This window comes from Rubrobacter sp. M3-4 (genome assembly GCF_059772285.1).
Genome location: NZ_JCBAJP010000002.1, coordinates 229,562 through 244,835 on the forward strand (window position 1 = coordinate 229,562; position 15,274 = coordinate 244,835).

Consider the following 15,274-nt stretch of genomic DNA (forward strand, 5'->3'; position numbering starts at 1 on the left):
ACGGCCACGGGGGAAGGGGATGTCCCTCATGCCTTCCCTGCGGCCCGCGGGGGGATGATACCCTCTCTTTCTGTCCGATTCTCGTTCGTAGGAGAGGTGTCGTATGAGAGACGAGAGGCTCACGAAGCTCGCCGACATGATGGTCCGGTACTCCGCGGGGGTTCGGGAAGGGGAGCAGGTCCTCATCACCGGGGGAGCCGCGGCCGCCCCGCTGATCCGGGAGGTCTACGCCAGCGTGCTGGACGCCGGCGCCGTACCGGTGACGCTGGTTTCGCTCCCGGGGTTGCAGGAGGTCTTCTTCGAGCACGCCAGGGACGCCCACTACCAGAAGACCCCCGCCATCATGCAGTCCATCTACGAGCAGGCCGACGCGTTCGTGCAGATCATGGCCCCGGAGAACACCCGTGCCCTCTCCGGCGTCGACCCGAAGAAACAGCGCGCGCTGGCGCTCCGGGACAAGCATCTGACGGACCTCGTGATCGAGCGGGACCGCTGGATCCTCACGCTCTACCCCACCAACGCCCTCGCGCAGGAGTCCGAGATGAGCCTCCGCGAGTACGAAGAGTTCGTCTTCTCGGCGCTGGCGCTCGACAGGGAGGATCCGGCCTCCTTCTGGCGCGCTCGCTCCTCCGAGCAGCGGAGGCTCGCGGAGAGGCTCGAGCGGGCGAGGGAGGTACGCATCGTGGGTCCGCAGACCGACCTCACGCTCTCCGTCGAGGGCCGGAAGTTCCTCGAAGACTCCGGCCAGCACAACCTGCCCTGCGGGGAGATCTTCACCGGTCCCGTCGAAGATTCGGCCGAGGGACGCATCTACTTCGGCGTCCCGACGGCGGTCGGCGGGAGGGAGGTCTCGGGGGTGAGCCTCACTTTCCGGGAAGGGAGGGTGGTCGAGGCTTCGGCCGAGAAGGGCGAGGAGTACCTGCTGAGCATGCTCGATACCGACGAGGGCGCGCGCTATCTGGGGGAGCTCGGGATCGGGACCAACTACGAGATCCCGCGCGCGACGAGGAGCATCCTCTTCGACGAGAAACTCGGCGGCACCGTCCACCTCGCCCTCGGGCAATCCTACTCCCAGACCGGCGGCAGGAATTCCTCCGGCGTGCACTGGGATCTGATCTGCGACCTTCGGCAGGGCGGGGAGCTCTACGCCGACGGGGAGCTTCTGCAGAAGGACGGACGCTTCGTGGGCTTCGAGTTGTGATCCTGGAGGGTTGACGATGGAGATCGGGGACAGGCTGCTGCGGGTGGGGAACATAGAAGAGGAGTCCGACGTCGAGACCGTGCGCGACCTGCTCGACGAGCTCGGCCTGGATTACGAGTACGTGCGTTCGGAGCCAGAAGATTCCTATCCCCGCTCGGTCTACTTCTACGTCTCCTACGAATCCTCTGAGCACCTCGGACACCTGCTAGACGAGCTCTCCGAACGTCACGGGTACGATGCCGAGATCCTGTGACGCGCCGGGAGGGGCGTATACTAGTCTTCTGCCGCGACGCTCCGGGCAGGCAGATTTTTCAGGGAGGCGTTTTGAAGGTGCGTTATGATACGGTCTTCCTCGACGTGGACGGGACGCTCCTGTGGGTCGACCTCGACATCGAGGGCTACGTGAGAGACCTCGAACGTTACGCGAAGGACGGCCCCATCACGGTCGAGGTGGCGGCGGGTCCGATACGGGAGAGCATGCGGACGCACATCTCGGAGAACATAAACTATCCGACCAGGCAGGAGCTCGAGGCTTTCAAACGCGCGAACGCCGAGAGGACCGCACGGGCGCTCGGGGTCGATGCCCCGGTGGAGGTGCTGGCGGAGATAGCGGAACGCAGGATCTCGTTCCGCCCCTACCCGGAGACGGAGGAGGTGCTCGGGGAGCTCAGGCGCATCGGCTGTCGGCTCTACGTGGTCTCCAACTGGGACGTGCTCCTCGAGGAGGTGATCGACGATCTGGGCTGGTCGGACTACTTCGACGGCCTGGTGGTCTCCGCCGTGGTGGGGGAGGAGAAGCCGGGGCGCGGGATCTTCGAGGAGGCTTTGAGGATGAGCGGGATGGAAGAGGAGCGCGGGAGGGTCGTCCACGTCGGCAACGACCCCGTGGCCGACGTACGCGGTGCTACCGAGGCCGGCATCGACGCCGTCCTCGTCGACCGTTCGGGTGCCGCCGAGGCTCCGGAGGCCGTCGCCGAGATCCCGGACCTGCGGCCCCTGCCGCGGCTGGTGCAGGGGTAGGTGCGTATGGCGAAGGAGACGGGGCGCCCGGCGGTGGACAGGAAGCGCATCGAGCTGGCCGTGCGCGAGATCCTCGAGGCGATAGGAGAGGACCCGGAGCGCGAGGGGCTCATCGGAACCCCCTCCCGCGTGGCCGAGGCCTACGAACATTTTTTCTCCGGCCTGCGCGAGAACCCGGTGGACCACCTGGAGATCGGCTTCACCGAGGGCTACGACGGGCTCGTGCTGGTGCGGGACATAAACCTCTACAGCATGTGCGAGCACCATCTGGTTCCCTTCGTCGGGAAGGCCCACGTCGGGTATATCCCCGACCGTAAGGTCGTGGGGATCTCGAAGATCGCGCGGCTGGTCGAGGGGTACGCCCGGCGCCCGCAGCTGCAGGAGCGTCTGACGGAGCAGATCGCGGACGACCTCTATACGGGACTCGACTCGAAGGGCTCGATAGTGGTGATCGAAGCCGAGCACCTCTGCATGACCGCCCGCGGGGTGCAGAAACCCGGCAGCATCACGGTCACGTCGGCGCTCCGGGGGGTGCTGGCGGAGGACGACGCCCGCCGGGCGGAGGCGATGGGTCTGATCCGCGGCTCCTACCGCTGATCGCTCAGTCGATCAGCTGAGGTGACGCTTCGGGCAGCGCGGCGAGCGCCGCTCCGGCTATCCCGGCCTGGTTGTGCATCTTCGCCGGCACCACCTCGGTTCTGGTGCTGATGTGGGGCAGGAACTTCTCGGACTTCTTGCTCACCCCGCCTCCGACGATGATGAGGTCCGGCCACAGCAGATCCTCCACGCGGTTCAGGTACGTCTCGAGGCGTCTGGCCCATTTCTTCCAGCTCAGGTCCTGCCGTTTGCGGGCGCCGTCGGAGGCCCGGGTCTCTGCGTCGTGGCCGTCGATCTCGATGTGCCCGAGCTCGGTGTTCGGGACCAGCACCCCATCCACGAACAGCGCGCTCCCGATTCCCGTTCCGATGGTCAGCATGAGCACAACCCCCCGCACGCCGCGTCCCGCGCCCCAGCGCATCTCCGCGAGTCCCGCGGCGTCCGCGTCGTTTATCACGCTCACCGGGTTCTCCAGGCGCTTCTGCAGGGTCTTCCGCAGGTCGAAGCCTATGTTCGAGCCGTCGACGTTGGCCGCGGTCTGGATCACGCCGTCCTTGATCACGGCGGGGAACCCGCATCCGACCGGACCTTCCCAGTCGAAGTGCGAGAGTACCTCCAGCACGCTCTCTACGATCGCTTCCGGGGTCGCCGGTTGCGGAGTGCCCACCCGGACCCGCTCGGAGAGCAGCCGGCCCGTCTCGATGTCCACCGGGGCACCTTTGATCCCTGATCCGCCTATGTCCAGCCCGAAAACGTTCATGTGTCCTCCTGGTCCCTCGGCGTTCGGAGGATAATTCTACCGGGCTGGGCCTGCTTCATGAGGGGAGCAGGCCGTCGCCGACGAAGCTCCCCCTGCGCGCTCCGGGCGGACAGGCGAAGATGGCGCTCCCGTCGTGCTCGATGTACTCCATCAGCCGGTCTCGTGAGCCGAGCCGGCGCTGTAGCGGGATGAACTGTCTGCGCGGGTCGCGCTGGAAGCAGATGAAGAAGAGCCCGGCGTCGAGCTGGCCGGTCTCGGGGTCCATGCCGTCGGTGAAGGAGTAGCTGCGGCGCAGGATCTTCTGCTCTTCGTTCTGGTGCGCGAGACGGACGTGGGAGTCGGACGGAAGGAGCCCCGGGTCTACGGGGTCGAACTCGTCCTCTTTGCCGAGCGGTGCCCCACTTTTGCGGTGGCGTCCTATGGTCTGCTCCTGTTCGGTGAGCGAGGAACGGTCCCAGACCTCGATGCGCATCCGTATCCGGCGGGCGACCAGGTACGTCCCGCCGCGCATCCAGCCCGGTCCTTCCCTCCCGACCCAGACGTACCGCCGCATCTCTTCCTCGTCTTCGGCCCGGATGTTGTTCGTCCCGTCCTTGAAGCCCATCAGGTTGCGGGGGGTCTGCTGGGTGCGGCTCGTGCTCGAGGCGCGCCCGAAGCCGGGCTGCGCCCAGCGCATCACGACCACCCCACGCCCCACCCGGGCGAGGTTCCTCACCGCGTGGAAGGCCACCTGGGCATCGTCGGAACAGGCCTGCACGCACAGATCCCCGCCGCACCTCTTGGGATCGAGCTCATCACCGGGGAGCGGGGGGATCTCGACGAGGGCGTCAGGACGCCGGTTCCTGAGCCCGAACCGATCCTCGCCGTCTTTCTCGAAGATGGTCGGCCCGAAGCCGAAGGTGATCGTGAGCCTGCCTGGATCGAGCCCAAGCGCCTCACCCGTGTCGTCCGGCGGCAGGTAGGGTGTGGAACTCTCCTTTCCGAGCGGTGTCCCGGCGCACATCCTGGCCGCGGCCTCGGTCCACCCACGCATCAGCTCGCGAAGCTCCGCCGGGTCTTCCGTCGTGAGGTCGAAGGCGGCGAAGTGCAGCCTCTCCTGCTGGGGGGTCGCTACGCCTCCCTGGTGCTCGCCGTGGAAGGGCTCGGTGCGGCTCTGCGTACCGGCGGCGAGCACCCTGGTCCCGCCGGCCCCGAGCGCGAGCCCGCTCCCCGCGGCTCCGGCGAGGGTGAGGAGCTCTCTCCGGCTGATCTTCTCCCGCGTCACCGTCTAACCTCTCTTCGCGAGCACCTCGCCCATCCGCGAGAGCGGCTCGGCGAGCGCGTCTATCCTCTGGCTCAACCTCCTGCGCTCGTCTCTGGAGAGCTCCTGGTAACCGACCCAGCCGTCTCCCCGACGGTATTTCTCGAGCTCTGCCTCCACCCCGGCGAAGCGAGCTTCTATCTTGCGGGCGAGATCGGGGTTCTTCTCGCGCAGGACGGGCTCGAGCGTCCGGAAGGCGGCCTCCGATCCCGCGACGTTCGCCGCTATGTCGTAGAGGTCGGTGTGCGAGTAACGCTCCTCCTCCCCGGTTATCTTCGACGATGAGACTTCGTTCAGGAGCTCGACCGAGCCGAAGACGATGTCCGACGGCTGGAGCTTTACGCTTCGCACCTTCTCCTCCAGCCTCCTGGTGTCTCGTAAGAGCTCCCTGGCGTACCGGTCCATGCCCCTGGTCGTCCCTTCGGCCCACAGGGCGTGCTCTATCCTGTGGAACCCCGTCCACTCGTCGCTCGGGACGTCGTTCTCCCGGGCGTCTATCCGCGGGTCGAGGTTCCCGAAGCTCTCCGCGACGGGTTCTATCTTCTCGTAGGGTACCCGGGAGGTCGCGTAGAGCTTTTGGGCTCCCTCGAGATCACCCCTCTCCACCGCGCTGGAGAACTTCTCCGTCCGCCGGACGAGGAGCTCCGTCTGCCCCTCGACGTACCGCTGGTATTCGGCGGCGGCCTTCCTCAACCCGGGTGTGGAGGCCAACTCGGGCTGTCTCGCTCGTTCCGACGCCTCGTCTTCCGCCGGGGCCGGCCTCGAGGTGACGAGCTGGCGGTCGGCGCAACCGGCGAGGATCACGAGAAGAACCGAGATCGCCGCGAAGAGCGGCGCCTTGCGCACCGCCACCTGCTACTCCCCGGCCTCCGCCGCGCGGGGGGCGGCGGACTTCTCCCGGTGCGGGCGCAGGAAGGCGTACCCCACCCCGAGGAGGTAGACGGCCCACACGAGGAACTCCAGGAGGTCCGGCTTCGGATCCCACCCGAAGACGCTCCCGAAGACCGTGGTGAAGAAGGTGCCCATCCCCACGACCGGAGCACCCGTGAGATCCCAGAGCGGGTAGAGGATCGCGGGGATCGTTCCGGCCTCCTCGAAGGCGCGCGCCGCCTGCGCGAGGAGCCCGGCGGCGACCAGGATCAGAAAACCCCCCGTGTACCTGAAGAAGGCACCGAGGTTTATCCTCCGCCCCCCGGCGTAGACCGCGTACCCGAGCGCCACCGCAGCCCCGAGACCGGCCACGGAGCCGATCGCGACCTGCAGCGGGGTGGAGGTCTGCGTGATCCCGAAGACGAAGAGCCCGGTCTCTATGCCTTCCCGCAGGACCATCGTGAAGACCAGCAGCCCGAGCGCGAGCGAGCTGCCCTTGCGCACCGCCGCGTCCACTCCCTCGCGCAGGGTGCTCGAGATCGTCCTCGACTCCCGGCGCATCCACAGCACCATGTACGTCAGGACCGCCACCGCGACCAGCATCGCGCTCCCCTCGAAGATCTTCTCCGAGGCCCCCTCGAGCTCGCTCGCCGTGGCGAACAGTACCCCGGCTACCGCCAGCGAGAGCCCGATCGCCACCCCGACACCGCCCCATACCGCCCGAAACCCTTCCCGGTGCCCGATCTTCGCCAGGTACGCCAGGACTATCGCTACCAGCAGGCTCGCCTCGAACGCTTCCCGGAGGAGCGTGACGAATGCTCCCAACACGCTGCGCTCACCTCCTCTGTCTCATGTTTTTACTAATGACAATCATTAGCAATAACTGCGGGACAGGATAGGGGGTGGGCGGTGGTGGATCAAGCCCTGAGGCGTTTGGGTGTGAGCGAGGTCAAATTCCGGTGCTAAGGTGTAGGGGCGGTTGGGAGTCTAGGGGAGGTGGGGTGGTTTTGGACGTCGTTCGATCCGTCATCTACTTCGTTCTGGCGGGGTTGTGTGAGATCGGTGGCGGGTATCTGGTGTGGATCACGCTGCGGGATGGCCGGAGCGTGTGGTTTGCCGTTGCGGGGGCGCTGATACTAGTCCTCTACGGGGTGGTGCCGACGCTGCAACCGGCGGCGCTTGGGGGGTTCGGGAGGATCTACGCCGCCTACGGTGGGGTTTTCATCGTTCTCTCGGTGTTGTGGGGATGGGTGGTGGACGGGGTGAGGCCGGACCTTTTCGAGGTTGTCGGGAGCGTGGTCGCCCTCGTCGGGGTCTTCGTCATCATCTATCTGCCGGCGCTCTTGCGCTGAGCCGGAGGTGGGAGGACCTGCGGTGAACGGATCTTCGGTCCAGGTTTGTGTGCCGGTGCAGCCCGGGTTAGATTAGAGGGGTTCCCTCTGCGGGTATGATGCCCGCGGTGTCGTACTAGCGAACTCGGGGAGGTGTTGGGAGATCGGGTCTCGCGCAGGACTGAGGGAGCTGGTGACCTCGTTCGCAAACCTCCAGCTCTCGGACATCGTCGTCCCCGCTGCCATCGTGGTGGGGGCCGTAGTGATCGGATTCGTCTTCGAGCGGCTGTTCTTGAGGAAGGTGCGGGGTTACCTGGCGGCGGCTGGCGTACGCGGTGGGGAGATGGTCGTCCGGGCCTTCAGGTGGGTCGTGACGCTGTGGTTTTTGATGGGAGGGCTGTACCTGGCGCTGGCCAAGATACCGTTGCAGCCGACGGCCAGGGATTTCGCGGACAACGTCCTGTTCTCCGCCCTCATCTTCTCCGCTGTGCTCGTCGCGGCGCGGATCGCCGGGGATCTGGTCGGCATCTACTCCTGGAGGATGCGGGGGTTGCCGTCGTCTTCGCTGCTGCCGAACGTGGCGCGGGTCACGGTGATCTCGGTCGGGATGCTCGTCGTCTTGCAGTCTCTCGGGATAGCCGTCTCGCCCATCATCGCCACGCTCGGTGTCGGGGGGCTGGCCTTCGCGCTCGCGATGCAGCAGACGCTCTCCAACCTGATCTCGGGTGTGTTGATCCTCGCTTCCGGTCAGGTCCGTCCGGGGGAGTACATAAAGCTCTCCTCCGGGGAGGAGGGCTACGTCGAGGACATAAACTGGCGCAACACCACCATCCGGGCTCTTCCGAACAACATGGTGATCGTGCCGAACTCCACGCTGAGCGCCGCGACTATAACCAACTATCACCGTCCGGAGCAGGAGATGTCCGTCGTGGTCCCGCTCGGGGTGAGCTACGACAGCGACCTCTCACACGTCGAGCGCGTAACCGTCGAGGTAGCGACGGAGGTCATGTCCGAGGTGGAGGGGGGCGTGCCCGAGTTCGAGCCGTTCGTTCGCTACAACAATTTCGGAGCCTACAGCATAGACTTCAGCGTGATCATGCGGACCAGAGAGGTCGTCGGGCAGTACCTCATCCTGCACGAGTTCGTCAAGCGGGTGCACGCCCGCTACCGGGAGGAAGGGATCAGGATACCTTTCCCGACCACCACGCTCGATACACAGGATGGGGACCTCTCCAGACGGATAAGCCGGGGTACCTGAGGTGTCGCATGGGATATATTACCCGCATGGAGAACGGGCTCGAAGAGCGCCTGCGCGAAGCCTTGTCCCGTCCTCTGCCCAACTGGCGCGAGGTGTACGAGAGGTTCTCCCCGCGGGATCTCGAGACCGGGGAGCGGCGTCCGCGGGTGCCGCCGGAGGGCGTATCCGCGCGTGAGGCCGCCGTCCTCATCCCGGTCGTCCGGGGCGAGGGTAGGATCGTCTACACCCTGAGGAGAGAGGGGCTGCGCAACCACGCCGGCCAGATCTCTTTCCCTGGAGGAGGTTTCGAGCCGGAGGACTCCTCGCTTTTGGAGACGGCGCTGCGGGAGTCGCACGAGGAGGTGTTGCTCGACCCCTCCCGCGTCGAGGTGCTCGGAAGGCTCGAGAAGATGTACATCCCGGCTTCGGGCTTCTTGGTGAGCCCCTACGTCGGCCTGTTGCCGGAGGGGACGGAACTCTCCCTCTCCTCCCCCGGAGAGGTGCAGGAGATCTTCACCGTACCGCTCGAAGTATTGATGGCCCCGGAGACCTTCAGAGAGATCGTCTGGAGGCGCGGCGGGCGCGAGTACGCGGTTCCCGTCTTCTCCGTCGGCGATCACAACATATGGGGGGCGACGGCGGCGATGACCGCCGGTCTACTCGTGCGTCTGGGCTGGAAACCGCGCTGAGAGCCCGGCGGCACTTATCCACAACATGTTGTGGATAAGCCTGCCCGAACGGTGGATAACTCCTTCTCGCGGGTGCTCACAATCCGGCGAGCCTGCGCACCACCTCGGCATTCGAGATCAGGGCGACGACCCCGAGGGTGAGCGCGGGTTTCCCGAGGGAGGCCCCGAGGGCGAGGAGGGCCAGGCGTACGTCCCGGGTCGCGCCCACGCCGGTGAAGTTGCGCGGTATTTTGCCGATCGTGGCCTCCCACCGGGCCCTGGTGTACGACACGAGCAGCGCGCCGGCGAGCGCGGGGTGCCCGAGAGTGCGCGCCGCTCCGTTGCTCAGGGCCAGCGCGGAGATCACGAGGGCGTCCGCCCAGCGGTCCAGGACGGCGTCGAGCACGCCGCCCTGCGGGGAGGACTCGAGCCGGGCCCGCGCCAGCTCCCCATCGCAGCCGTCCACCACTGAGGAGAGCTGCAACAACGCCCCACCAGTCTTCTTCTGGCCGCGCAGGATCGAGAGCGCGCCCGCCGCGGCGAGCGCGAAGCTCGCCAGGCTCACGTGGTTCGGCGTTACCGGGGCGTCGAGCAGCCGGCGGGTCATCCGGCGGCTCAGCCTGCGGTTGAAGTGGCGCGAGACTAGCCCGTCGTTCCCCGCCGCGGCCCAGGTCAGTATCGCGTCCACCGCCCGCTCGATGTCCGCGGGGGTGTCCACGTCGGTCCACGGTGCTCCGTCGAGGTCCACCGCCTCTATCCGCCCGCCCTGCGCGAGCCACCTCCGCTTGAGCTCGTTCCAGGAGAGCGGTCCGTCTTCCTCACCGGCGAGTTTCCTGAGCACGCCGCGGGAGCACAGGAAGAGACCCGCATCCAACGCGTCGTAGGGAGCGAGCCCCTTGCCGAAGTCCACCACTTCCCCGTCTTCGAGCCTCACCCGCGTGGCCTCGGCAGGATCGGCGAACAGCGGCCGGCTGTCCACCGCGGCGACGAATTCTCCCCGGTGGGCGAGGAGCCTGCGGACCGACTCCGGACTGTGCACGTGGTCCACCATGGAGACCACGAACCTCTCCGGGAGATGGTCCATCGCCGCCAGAACGGAGGTTCCGTTCCCCCTCGGATAGTCCGGGTTCTCGACCACCCTCACCGCGAGCTCGCGCTCCTCGCAGAACCGTGCGACCTCCTCGGCCCGATGACCCACTACGACCACCACCGGCCCCTCAAGTCCCCCGGCCCTCAGCGTGCGGACGGTCCGCTCCAGGAGCGTCAGGCCTCCCACCCGAACCAGCGGTTTGGGCCTGCCGCAATCCTTCATCCTCTCTCCGAACCCAGCGGCGAGTACCGCCGCACCAGTCTTCGACTCGTGCGCCATCATCCTCACACCTCCGGCTCTACGCAAGAGCCCGCCGGATGCAGAAAGAAACCCGCCCGGAAGGCATGCCCGGGCCGGATCCGGCTTCAGGCTCGTCGCCCTCAGGAAAGTTACCTCAATGTTAACTCGCAACACATGATCTTTCAATCATTACACCCAATGAACCTCTGTTGGAGTAAAAAGAACGAAAGCTTATGAAGTCTGGCGTGCGGTATACTCGGTTCGCTTGGTTTTGTGCGGTCAGGTATGCATTTAGAAAGGAGGATGATGAGTTCTGCGAGAGAGATAAGGCCCCCGGAGGGGAAGCTCGGGGTTCTGATGCCCGGCATGGGTGCGGTGGCGACGACGTTCATTGCCGGGGTTGAGCTGATGAAGAAGGGGCTTGGGGAGCCGGTGGGCTCTCTGACTCAGCTTGGGACCATCAGGCTCGGCAAGCGTACGGAGGACCGCAACCCCAAGATAAAGGATTTCGTTCCGCTGGCGGATGTTGGGGATCTCGTCTTCGGCGGGTGGGATGCATTCCCGGACGACGCCTATGAGGCTGCCGCGGTCGCGGGGGTGCTGGAGAAGGAGCATCTCAACGCCGTGCGGGACGAGCTCAAGCGGATAAAGCCCTGGCCGGCGGTCTTCGACGAGCGTTACGTCGGCAAGCTCGAGGCGACGCACAGGAAGAGTTACGCCTCGCTCCGGGAGGCTGCCGAGCAGGTGAGGGAGGACATAAGGCGCTTCAAGCGGGAGAACGGTCTCGAGCGGGTGGTGATGGTCAGCTGTGCCTCGACCGAGGCCTACCTGCAGGTGCAGGACGTTCACGAGAGCGTGGAGGCTTTCGAGCGGGGGCTCGACGAGTCCGACCCTGCCATCTCTCCGGCGATGATCTACGCCTACGCGGCGATCATGGAGGGGGTGCCCTACGCCAACGGTTCTCCTTCTCTGGCGGCGGACATCCCGGCGCTGGTGCAGCTCGCCAACGAGCGGGGGGTCCCGATAGCCGGCAAGGACTACAAGACCGGCCAGACCTGGATGAAGACGGTCGTGGCGCCCGGCATCAAGGCCAGGATGCTCGGGATGGAGGGCTGGTTCTCGACCAACATCCTCGGCAACCGCGACGGGGAGGTGCTCGACGCTCCGGAGAACCTAAAGAGCAAAGAGGTCTCGAAGCTCTCGGTCCTCGACTACATCCTTCAGCCCGACGTCTACCCCGAGCTCTACGGCAAGCTCTCCCACCTGGTCAAGATCAACTACTACCCGCCGCGGGGTGATGCGAAGGAGGGCTGGGACAACATAGACATCTTCGGGTGGCTCGGCTACCCGATGCAGATAAAGATCAACTTCCTCGCCCGCGATTCGATCCTGGCGGCCCCGATCGTGCTCGACCTGGCGCTCTTCCTCGACCTCGCGCAGCGGGCTTCGATGGGCGGCATCCAGGAGTGGCTCTCGTTCTACTTCAAGAGCCCGATGGTCCCGCCGGAGCTCTATCCGGAGCACGACCTCTTCATCCAGCTCATGAAGCTGAAGAACACCCTGCGCACGATCATGGGTGAGGAGGTCATCCACCACACGGGCCTCGACTACTACGAGGACTGAGGGCCGACGGAGAGAGAAGAGGCCCTGGCCGGAGACCTCCGGTCAGGGCCTCGCCGGTCCCGGGTGGGAGAGCGCGTCGAAGATGAAGGCGTAGGCTCTCTCGTCGTAGGGAATCAGGAGGTGGTCCGAGGTGTCGAGCGGGTAGTAGTCCTGGATGGTTATGTTCGAGACCCGCGAGGCCGGCCCCTTCAGAAAGGCCGGGGTGTACGGAACCACCATGTCGTCGTATCTGGTCGTGATCACCGTGTAGGAGACCCCTCCCGGCCGTCGTCACCCCGTAGTTCAGCGAGTATACGCAGTAGCCCCGCGCCGCAAGCTCCGGGGGATCTATCCTTCGATGATTGCATTATGGATTGGCTGAAGCCGCTGGAAAAGGAGTCCACTGACATTACAATTAGCCGCGAGGCTGGCTAGCGAGAGGTGAAGGCAAGGTGCTTACCGAAGAGCGTGTGAGGGATCAGCTCAGGAACGTAATAGACCCCGAGCTCGGGATGGACCTGGTCGAGCTGGGGCTCGTCTACGACATCGGCATCCACGACGAGGGGCGGCACGTGGACGTGGTGTTTTCCCTGACGAGCCCGATGTGCCCGGTTGGGGACATGATCCAGGAGCAGGTCGAGAACGAGGTGCTCTCCATAGAGGGGGTGGAGACGGTAAACGCCCAGCTCACCTTCGATCCCCTCTGGAACCCGGACATGATGAGCCCAGCCGCCAAGCTCTTCTTCGGCCGCTAGGAGGAGGCTTTGGGGGACGTACCGGCCTCGCCGGGCTTCGCCCATCTGTGCGGGCTCGGAGGGGACCCGGTGATGTCCCGTCTGGTGCGGACCCTCGGGCCGCTCGGTGAGGAGGCCCGCCGGAGGGGGCGTCCGGAGGATGCCTTCGGCTCCCTCCTGCGCTCCATAATCGGGCAGCAGCTCTCTACCCGGGCGGCGAAGAGGATCTACGCCAGGGTCACCGCGCTCTTCGGGGGGCGAGTACCGACGCCGGGGGAGGTGCTCGAGCGGCCGGCGGAGGAGCTTGCGGCCTGCGGGCTCTCCGGGCGCAAGATCCTCTACCTGAAGGACCTCGCCCGGCACGTGCTCGACGGCCGGCTGGACCTCGTGGAGCTCGAGCGGGTTCCGGACGAGGAGGTGCGCGGGCGGCTCGTCGCGGTCAGAGGGCTCGGACGGTGGAGCGCCGACATGTTCCTCATCTTCCACCTGCGCCGGCCCGACGTGCTGCCGGTCGGGGATCTCGGGATACGGAGGGCCGTGATGCGGGCTTACGGGCTCACGGAGTTGCCGGGTCCTGAGGAGCTGGAGGAGATCGCCAGTCCCTGGCGGCCGTACAGGACGCTCGCCTCTCTGTATCTCTGGGAGTCGCTGGAGATGGAAGCCCTGCCCTCCTGAGGGAGGGCGTGACCGAACCGCGGGAGGTCTCGGATTGAAGGTGACGAAGATCCCGGTGCGTACGAGCCGCCGCTACCAGCTCGTATCCATAACCGACGAGGTGAGGCGGGCGGTGAAGGAGTCCGGAGTGGACGAAGGATTTTGCATCGTCTCCTCCGGGCATACCACGGCCGCCGTCACCCTGAACGAGGACTACGACCCCGATGTCCCGGAGGATCTCGCCGCCGCCTGCCGGGCCCTTCTCGACGCGCTCGACGTGGATTTCCGGCATGCGGAGGGCAACAGCGATTCCCATTTTCTCACCAGCCTCTTCGGCGCCAGTCAGTATCTCGTCGTGAGCGGCGGGGAGCCCGAGCTCGGGCGCTGGCAGGGGGTGTTCCTCGCCGAGTTCGACGGGCCGCGGGAGAGGGTCGTGCGTGTCGCGGTGGGTGAGGCCTGACACCACGCCGGGCCACCTCCGGGGGTAGAATGAGATGTTGCGCGAGCGGTCGTTTTCTGATTGATGGCTAGTAGATCTGGAGGGTCTCGACCGATGAATAACCTTTTGAAGGGAGGGCTTGCTCTGGGTGGTACCGCTCTGGCCGTAGGTGGTCTCAGGTGGGCGCTAAGCTCCGAGCCACGCTATGCGCCCTGGGAGAAGCCGCGTTTTGCGGACTTCGAGAATCGGGTTCTGATCCTGGGTGGAGGTTTCGGCGGCTACAACGTCGCCAAGAGCATCTGCGAGATGACCCGCAAGCGGGACGACGTCGGTGTGATGGTCATCTCGCGCGAGAACTATCTGACCTTCTGGCCGATGGTGCCCGGCGTCGTATCGAGTGACGTCGGCGTGAGAAACATCGCACAGCCCCTGCGGAGGACCCTGATCCACCTCGGGGCCAGCTTCCGCCGGGCCGAGGTCGAGGACGTGGACTTCGAGAAGAGGACCGTGACCGCCGACGGGCACGAGTTTCCTTATGACCATCTGGTCTTCGCCCTCGGGGCCGAGCCCAACTTCTTCGGCATCCCCGGCGTAGAGAAGCATGCCCTGCCGATGAAGGGGATAAGCGACGCGGTGCGTATCCGCAACCGTGTCATAGAGCGCTTCGAGCAGGCCGTGCTCGAGGGAGGGGAGATCCCGGAGAGCGCGCTCACCTTCGTCGTGATCGGGGCCGGGGCCACCGGGGTGGAGACGGCGGCCCAGCTGCACGTCCTGATCCACGAGGTGCTCGCCCAGGAGTACCCGAACGTCAACCCCAACCGGTTCAGGATCATGCTGCTCGACGCGCTGCCGAACATCCTTCCCGAGCTCGACGCCGGGCTGCGGCGGGTCGCGCGGGGCCAGCTCGCCGCCCGCGACATCGAGGTCCTGACCAACGCGATGGCCGAGGAGGTCACCGAGGACCGCGTGCGCCTGAAGGACGGGCGCGAGATACACACCCAGAACGTGATCTGGACCGCCGGTGCGCGGCCGAACTCTCTGGTGGAGAAGCTCGGGCTCCCGCTGGTGGAGAAGACCAAGGGGATAAAGGTCGACGAGTACCTGCGGGTCGAGGGGTTCAGGAACGTCTGGGCGCTCGGGGACAACGCGACCATCCCGAACCCGGACGACGGCTTCGTGCCGCCGAACGCCCAGGCGGCGGTCAAGGAGGGCAAGCACCTGGCCAAGAACATCCTCGCCGCGATAGACGGCCGGGAACTCAAGCCGTTCAAGTACCGCTCTCAGGGACAGCTCATAGACCTCGGGAGCCACTTCGCCGTCAACGACGTCTTCGGCGTGAAGTTCAGCGGCAGGCTGGCCTCGCTGTTCTGGCGCGGAGCTTACCTGGTGCGGCTCGACAGCCCGCAGGGCAGGGTCAGGCAGGCCTTCGACTGGGCGCTGGAGTACTTCGCTCATCCGACGGTCGCCCAGATCCGGGACTACCAGGCGGCCGAGTAGTCTTCCCTTCGCTTGAGCGCCGGGTCGGGAGGTG

At 66.1% G+C, this 15,274-nt stretch carries 18 protein-coding genes; 12 read left to right on the forward strand and 6 right to left on the reverse strand.

Annotated elements, in window-relative coordinates:
- Positions 1-103 precede the first annotated feature (103 nt).
- The 4 genes from AC6EKW_RS03440 (at position 104) to folE (ending at position 2,818) form a co-directional block, all read left to right on the forward strand.
- A complete protein-coding gene (locus AC6EKW_RS03440; protein WP_498513709.1) occupies positions 104-1,201 on the forward strand; it encodes an aminopeptidase in 1,098 nt (365 codons plus the stop codon).
- Between the two features lie 16 nt (positions 1,202-1,217).
- A complete protein-coding gene (locus AC6EKW_RS03445; protein ID WP_273886984.1) occupies positions 1,218-1,454 on the forward strand; it encodes a hypothetical protein in 237 nt (78 codons plus the stop codon).
- 77 nt (positions 1,455-1,531) lie between these two features.
- A complete protein-coding gene (locus AC6EKW_RS03450; RefSeq protein ID WP_273887092.1) occupies positions 1,532-2,221 on the forward strand; it encodes an HAD family hydrolase in 690 nt (229 codons plus the stop codon).
- A 6-nt stretch (positions 2,222-2,227) separates the two neighbouring features.
- A complete protein-coding gene (folE, locus tag AC6EKW_RS03455) occupies positions 2,228-2,818 on the forward strand; it encodes a GTP cyclohydrolase I FolE (protein WP_273886985.1) in 591 nt (196 codons plus the stop codon).
- Positions 2,819-2,822: 4 nt separating this feature from the next.
- Here folE and ppgK read toward each other — a convergent pair whose 3' ends face one another.
- Genes ppgK through AC6EKW_RS03475 form a run of 4 tightly spaced genes read right to left on the reverse strand, consistent with a single transcriptional unit; the run spans position 2,823 to position 6,576 of the window.
- Positions 2,823-3,578, reverse strand: a complete 756-nt coding sequence (ppgK, locus tag AC6EKW_RS03460; protein WP_273886986.1) for a polyphosphate--glucose phosphotransferase — start codon at positions 3,576-3,578, stop codon at positions 2,823-2,825.
- 55 nt (positions 3,579-3,633) lie between these two features.
- Positions 3,634-4,842, reverse strand: coding sequence for an iron uptake transporter deferrochelatase/peroxidase subunit (gene efeB / locus AC6EKW_RS03465; RefSeq protein ID WP_498513710.1), 1,209 nt, complete (start codon positions 4,840-4,842; stop codon positions 3,634-3,636).
- A gap of 3 nt (positions 4,843-4,845) precedes the next feature.
- Entirely contained in the window at positions 4,846-5,730 is an 885-nt protein-coding gene (gene efeO / locus AC6EKW_RS03470; RefSeq protein ID WP_498513711.1) for an iron uptake system protein EfeO, read from the reverse strand.
- Between the two features lie 3 nt (positions 5,731-5,733).
- The gene (locus tag AC6EKW_RS03475) at positions 5,734-6,576 is read right to left on the reverse strand and encodes an FTR1 family iron permease (RefSeq protein ID WP_498513712.1); all 843 of its coding nucleotides are present in this window, start codon (positions 6,574-6,576) and stop codon (positions 5,734-5,736) included.
- 179 nt (positions 6,577-6,755) lie between these two features.
- On the opposite strand from AC6EKW_RS03475, the gene AC6EKW_RS03480 reads away from it, so the two are divergent.
- The 3 genes from AC6EKW_RS03480 (at position 6,756) to AC6EKW_RS03490 (ending at position 9,005) form a co-directional block, all read left to right on the forward strand.
- Complete coding sequence (locus AC6EKW_RS03480) at positions 6,756-7,100, forward strand: YnfA family protein (protein ID WP_498513713.1); 345 nt, start codon at positions 6,756-6,758, stop codon at positions 7,098-7,100.
- Positions 7,101-7,272: 172 nt separating this feature from the next.
- Positions 7,273-8,337, forward strand: coding sequence for a mechanosensitive ion channel family protein (locus AC6EKW_RS03485; protein ID WP_273886991.1), 1,065 nt, complete (start codon positions 7,273-7,275; stop codon positions 8,335-8,337).
- Positions 8,338-8,363: 26 nt separating this feature from the next.
- On the forward strand, positions 8,364-9,005 hold the full coding sequence (locus tag AC6EKW_RS03490; RefSeq protein WP_498513714.1) for an NUDIX hydrolase: 642 nt from the start codon (positions 8,364-8,366) through the stop codon (positions 9,003-9,005).
- Positions 9,006-9,081: 76 nt separating this feature from the next.
- Here AC6EKW_RS03490 and AC6EKW_RS03495 read toward each other — a convergent pair whose 3' ends face one another.
- Positions 9,082-10,356 carry an NTP transferase domain-containing protein gene (locus AC6EKW_RS03495; protein WP_498513715.1) on the reverse strand — a complete coding sequence of 425 codons (1,275 nt, stop codon included), beginning with the start codon at positions 10,354-10,356 and terminating at the stop codon, positions 9,082-9,084.
- A gap of 264 nt (positions 10,357-10,620) precedes the next feature.
- On the opposite strand from AC6EKW_RS03495, the gene AC6EKW_RS03500 reads away from it, so the two are divergent.
- Positions 10,621-11,937 carry an inositol-3-phosphate synthase gene (locus AC6EKW_RS03500; protein WP_420542023.1) on the forward strand — a complete coding sequence of 439 codons (1,317 nt, stop codon included), beginning with the start codon at positions 10,621-10,623 and terminating at the stop codon, positions 11,935-11,937.
- A 42-nt stretch (positions 11,938-11,979) separates the two neighbouring features.
- Here the strand turns inward: AC6EKW_RS03500 and AC6EKW_RS03505 are convergent, their stop codons facing one another.
- Complete coding sequence (locus AC6EKW_RS03505; protein WP_498513716.1) at positions 11,980-12,180, reverse strand: hypothetical protein; 201 nt, start codon at positions 12,178-12,180, stop codon at positions 11,980-11,982.
- A 188-nt stretch (positions 12,181-12,368) separates the two neighbouring features.
- On the opposite strand from AC6EKW_RS03505, the gene AC6EKW_RS03510 reads away from it, so the two are divergent.
- The 4 genes from AC6EKW_RS03510 (at position 12,369) to AC6EKW_RS03525 (ending at position 15,240) form a co-directional block, all read left to right on the forward strand.
- The gene (locus tag AC6EKW_RS03510; protein ID WP_273846204.1) at positions 12,369-12,671 is read left to right on the forward strand and encodes a metal-sulfur cluster assembly factor; all 303 of its coding nucleotides are present in this window, start codon (positions 12,369-12,371) and stop codon (positions 12,669-12,671) included.
- Between the two features lie 9 nt (positions 12,672-12,680).
- Complete coding sequence (locus AC6EKW_RS03515) at positions 12,681-13,325, forward strand: DNA-3-methyladenine glycosylase family protein (RefSeq protein WP_273886996.1); 645 nt, start codon at positions 12,681-12,683, stop codon at positions 13,323-13,325.
- A gap of 40 nt (positions 13,326-13,365) precedes the next feature.
- The gene (locus AC6EKW_RS03520; RefSeq protein ID WP_273887093.1) at positions 13,366-13,764 is read left to right on the forward strand and encodes a secondary thiamine-phosphate synthase enzyme YjbQ; all 399 of its coding nucleotides are present in this window, start codon (positions 13,366-13,368) and stop codon (positions 13,762-13,764) included.
- A 93-nt stretch (positions 13,765-13,857) separates the two neighbouring features.
- Complete coding sequence (locus AC6EKW_RS03525; protein ID WP_498513717.1) at positions 13,858-15,240, forward strand: NAD(P)/FAD-dependent oxidoreductase; 1,383 nt, start codon at positions 13,858-13,860, stop codon at positions 15,238-15,240.
- The last annotated feature ends 34 nt before the right edge of the window (positions 15,241-15,274 follow it).

Bases quoted from the DNA above. Each gene is read 5' to 3' on its own strand.
- AC6EKW_RS03445 (WP_273886984.1), top strand. From the start codon at position 1,218: ATGGAGATCGGGGACAGGCTGCTGCGGGTGGGGAACATAGAAGAGGAG.
- AC6EKW_RS03490 (WP_498513714.1), top strand. From the start codon at position 8,364: ATGGAGAACGGGCTCGAAGAGCGCCTGCGCGAAGCCTTGTCCCGTCCT.
- ppgK (WP_273886986.1), bottom strand. From the start codon at position 3,578: ATGAACGTTTTCGGGCTGGACATAGGCGGATCAGGGATCAAAGGTGCC.
- AC6EKW_RS03440 (WP_498513709.1), top strand. From the start codon at position 104: ATGAGAGACGAGAGGCTCACGAAGCTCGCCGACATGATGGTCCGGTAC.
- AC6EKW_RS03525 (WP_498513717.1), top strand. From the start codon at position 13,858: ATGAATAACCTTTTGAAGGGAGGGCTTGCTCTGGGTGGTACCGCTCTG.
- folE (WP_273886985.1), top strand. From the start codon at position 2,228: ATGGCGAAGGAGACGGGGCGCCCGGCGGTGGACAGGAAGCGCATCGAG.
- AC6EKW_RS03495 (WP_498513715.1), bottom strand. From the start codon at position 10,356: ATGATGGCGCACGAGTCGAAGACTGGTGCGGCGGTACTCGCCGCTGGG.
- AC6EKW_RS03500 (WP_420542023.1), top strand. From the start codon at position 10,621: ATGAGTTCTGCGAGAGAGATAAGGCCCCCGGAGGGGAAGCTCGGGGTT.